We start from the raw sequence: 3205 nt of genomic DNA, 5'->3' as shown, positions 1-3205 counted from the left end.
TATTAATACTATATTTTGTATGAAACATATTATTTGGTTTTTATTTTACAATTATAAAAGAAATATTTATATACTATTAAATTATACCTACCTATGTTAGTTATAATTAAATCGTAATTATTTAAATTCTTTTATAGAATTTATGCCGTTAATGATATCGTATTTTTTGGAAATGATTTAATATTCGTAATTATTTTCGTTAATGAAATTGATTTTCTGGTTAAATTAGCGATTTAAATTATAATTAATTAATATATATTCAGAATAATATAATTTCAGGTATTATTCTATAATAATAAAATTCATATATTTTTTAAATAGAATTTTTTAAATTCTTACAATAAAACAAATACTACGATAAAAATGTTTCAAACAAATGTTCAGTGTAAAAAAAGTATATGGAAGAAAAATATTATTGTTTTAAAGATTTTTGATAAGGATTTTAGAATTCCTATTAAAATGAGTTGAAAAAATATTAAATTAATATAATAATTTAAGAGGGTAAACCATGAGATTGAATAAGAAATTATTCTGTTTCTTATTTGTTATGTTTATCACAATAATTTGTTGCTGTGCAGTTTCAGCAGCTGATGATTCTGATATGGAAACTACAGCTACGGCCACAGCCACGACCAGTAATGATGTTGTTAAAGATGTTGAATCAACTTCAAATGTTCATTCTGATGAAGTAACTGGTTCTATGGATGACACGTTACAAAGTGATAACAATAATGAAGAAGCAGTCAATCAAAATGGTGTACTGGATGAAAACAATAATTTAAATAAAGTCGAAAAAACTAAGGTTTCAAACCGTGCAGTGAAAACAGCTAAGATTTATACTGGTCCAGAGTTTTGGGATTTAGCACAAGATGGTGTAATTAATTTAACTGAAGATGTTACAATAACTTCTACAGTTGTATTGCATAGTAATTTAACGGTTAATGGTAATGGATATACAATTACAAGTCAAGGAAATCATGATTTATTTGAAGCACATGGTACTTCTGAAAGTGTTTATCATTCATTAACATTATATGATCTTAAAGTTACTGGAGTTCCACAAAATGGAACTTCAAAGGGATTCTATGTAGTGGATCATGGATATGAACATGTATTTATTGAATGTGAATTTATTGATAACGCAGGAATATATGTTGAACCTGCAAAAACTCACGATAAAACTGCTTTAACAATGATAAACTGTTATGTTAGTGGGTGTAAGGGTTATGCATTTGATGTACCAACTGAGGGTACTCAACGTCGTAGGTTTAATGTTTACAACTGTGTTTTTGAAAATAATAAAAATCCAATATTTAATTTGTTTCAAAATTCAGAGTTCTATGGATATAACTTTTTAATAAATGATACGTTGGTTTCAAATAATGACACATTTGTAGGTCATCATAATGATCCTTCAAAACCAATTAGTGTACAACAAGCAATACATATCAATATAATTGCATATCAATGTGAATCTAATATTACTATTGATTGTGAACCTAAAGTCTATATCGATGAACCAAATAATATAACTATACGTTTACTGGTTACTTTATATTTAGAACATCTAAAAGAGAATATTACATTAGGTGCTCCTAGTGAAAATGTGACACTTGAAGTTAAATATGAAGATGGATCAATCCAAGAGTTATATGGTACTATAGGCACTGATGGTACTGTTAAAAATTTAACAGATCATACTGGTAGAACATTTAATTGGGTTGCTGGTGAAAAAACGGGAATTGTTAATGTAACAGCAGTATTTGATGGTTCAAGATTTTTAGTAGATGGTAAACATTTATATAATTCTTCAAGTGCCAAAACAACTTTTGAAATTGTTCAAATTCCAACAACAACTGTTGTGAATGATGTAACTGGAAAAGTTGGTCTTCTTACTAATGTTAATGCAACCGTAACTAATGATTCGGAGATAGTTGGTAATGATGATCCTGTACCTCAGGGTACAGTTTCTTTCTACTATAATGATACCATATTTTTAGGTAACGCTACAGTAAATAATGGTTTTGCAGAAATAACTGGTATCGTATTTAATCATACGGTAGATGCAGAACTCATAAAAGCTAAATATCATGATGAAAATGGAAAATATTCAGATTCATCAGACACAGCAAATATAAAAATACAACCTGGGGAAGCAGTTATGGAGGCTACTCCAAATCCGAAAAGGGGTGTTCCTGGTGTAAATAGTACTGTCACAATTTCCGTAACTGATAAGAACACTAATACTTTATTACCTAACGGTACTGTAAATGTAGCAGATAGTCAAACTGGTGAAATAATTATTAGTGATGTGGAAATTATTAATGGTGAAGGTAGTTTCTTATATAATATTACTAAGGATACTCTTCTTTCTGGAACTACTTTAAATCTTACATTCAGTAGTGCTGATTATGAAGATGCAAAAACCCAAGTGACAATAACTAGGGAACTTATTCCAACGACTACTGTTGTTAATCCTGTAAATGATACAGTATATTCTCCAGTTACTATTACAGCTAATGTAACTAATAATTCTGGTAATTTACCAGTAAATCAAGGTAATGTTACTTTCACTTATAATGATAATGTAATTGGTACTGCTCAAGTTTCAAATGGTCAAGCAAGTATTTCTTATGTTTTCGAAGAAATTGTTGAAGACGGTGTTATCTATGCACAATATGTAGATAATAATGACGGTGAAGCAAAAATATTTGGTGATAGTGAAGGTTCTAATAAAAACACTGGAAAAACCAATATAGGTAAACGAGAAGCAAAAATTACTGCAACTCCAGAACCTGCAAGTGGTATTCCGGGTGTTACAAGTACTGTTACTATTATCGTTACTGATGTTAAAGATTCCAATATAAAAATTAACGGTACTGTGACTATTGATGATCTAAATGATACCAGTAAAACTTTTGATCCTATCGAAATAACAGAAGGCGAAGGAACTTTCGATTATTCTATAATTGATACTACTCTTCTAACAGGTAATACTATTAACTTTAAATTTAAAGATTATAAAGGTAATTATGATGATGTTGATACAACAACTATCATTAAAAGGGAACTTATTCCTACAGTTACTGTTGTAAGTCCCGTTAATGGTAAGGTTGGTGTTTCAACACCTGTAACTGCTACTGTTACTAGTAGTAATGATCGTGTTGTTGATGCTGGTGAAGTAACTTTCACTTATAATGGTACG

The 3205-nt window shown here is 29.2% G+C and carries 1 protein-coding gene; it reads left to right on the top strand.

Features of this window, described 5'->3' with window-relative positions; translation table 11 throughout:
• Positions 1 to 508 precede the first annotated feature (508 nt).
• On the top strand, positions 509 to 3205 hold a 2697-nt coding region (locus QZZ11_RS06250), incomplete at its 3' end, for an Ig-like domain-containing protein (RefSeq protein WP_292474531.1).

Origin of the sequence: Methanosphaera sp., from assembly GCF_016282985.1 — an archaeon.
Taxonomy (GTDB): Archaea; Methanobacteriota; Methanobacteria; order Methanobacteriales; family Methanobacteriaceae; genus Methanosphaera.
This window is presented reverse-complemented; position numbering and strand designations above follow the sequence as displayed.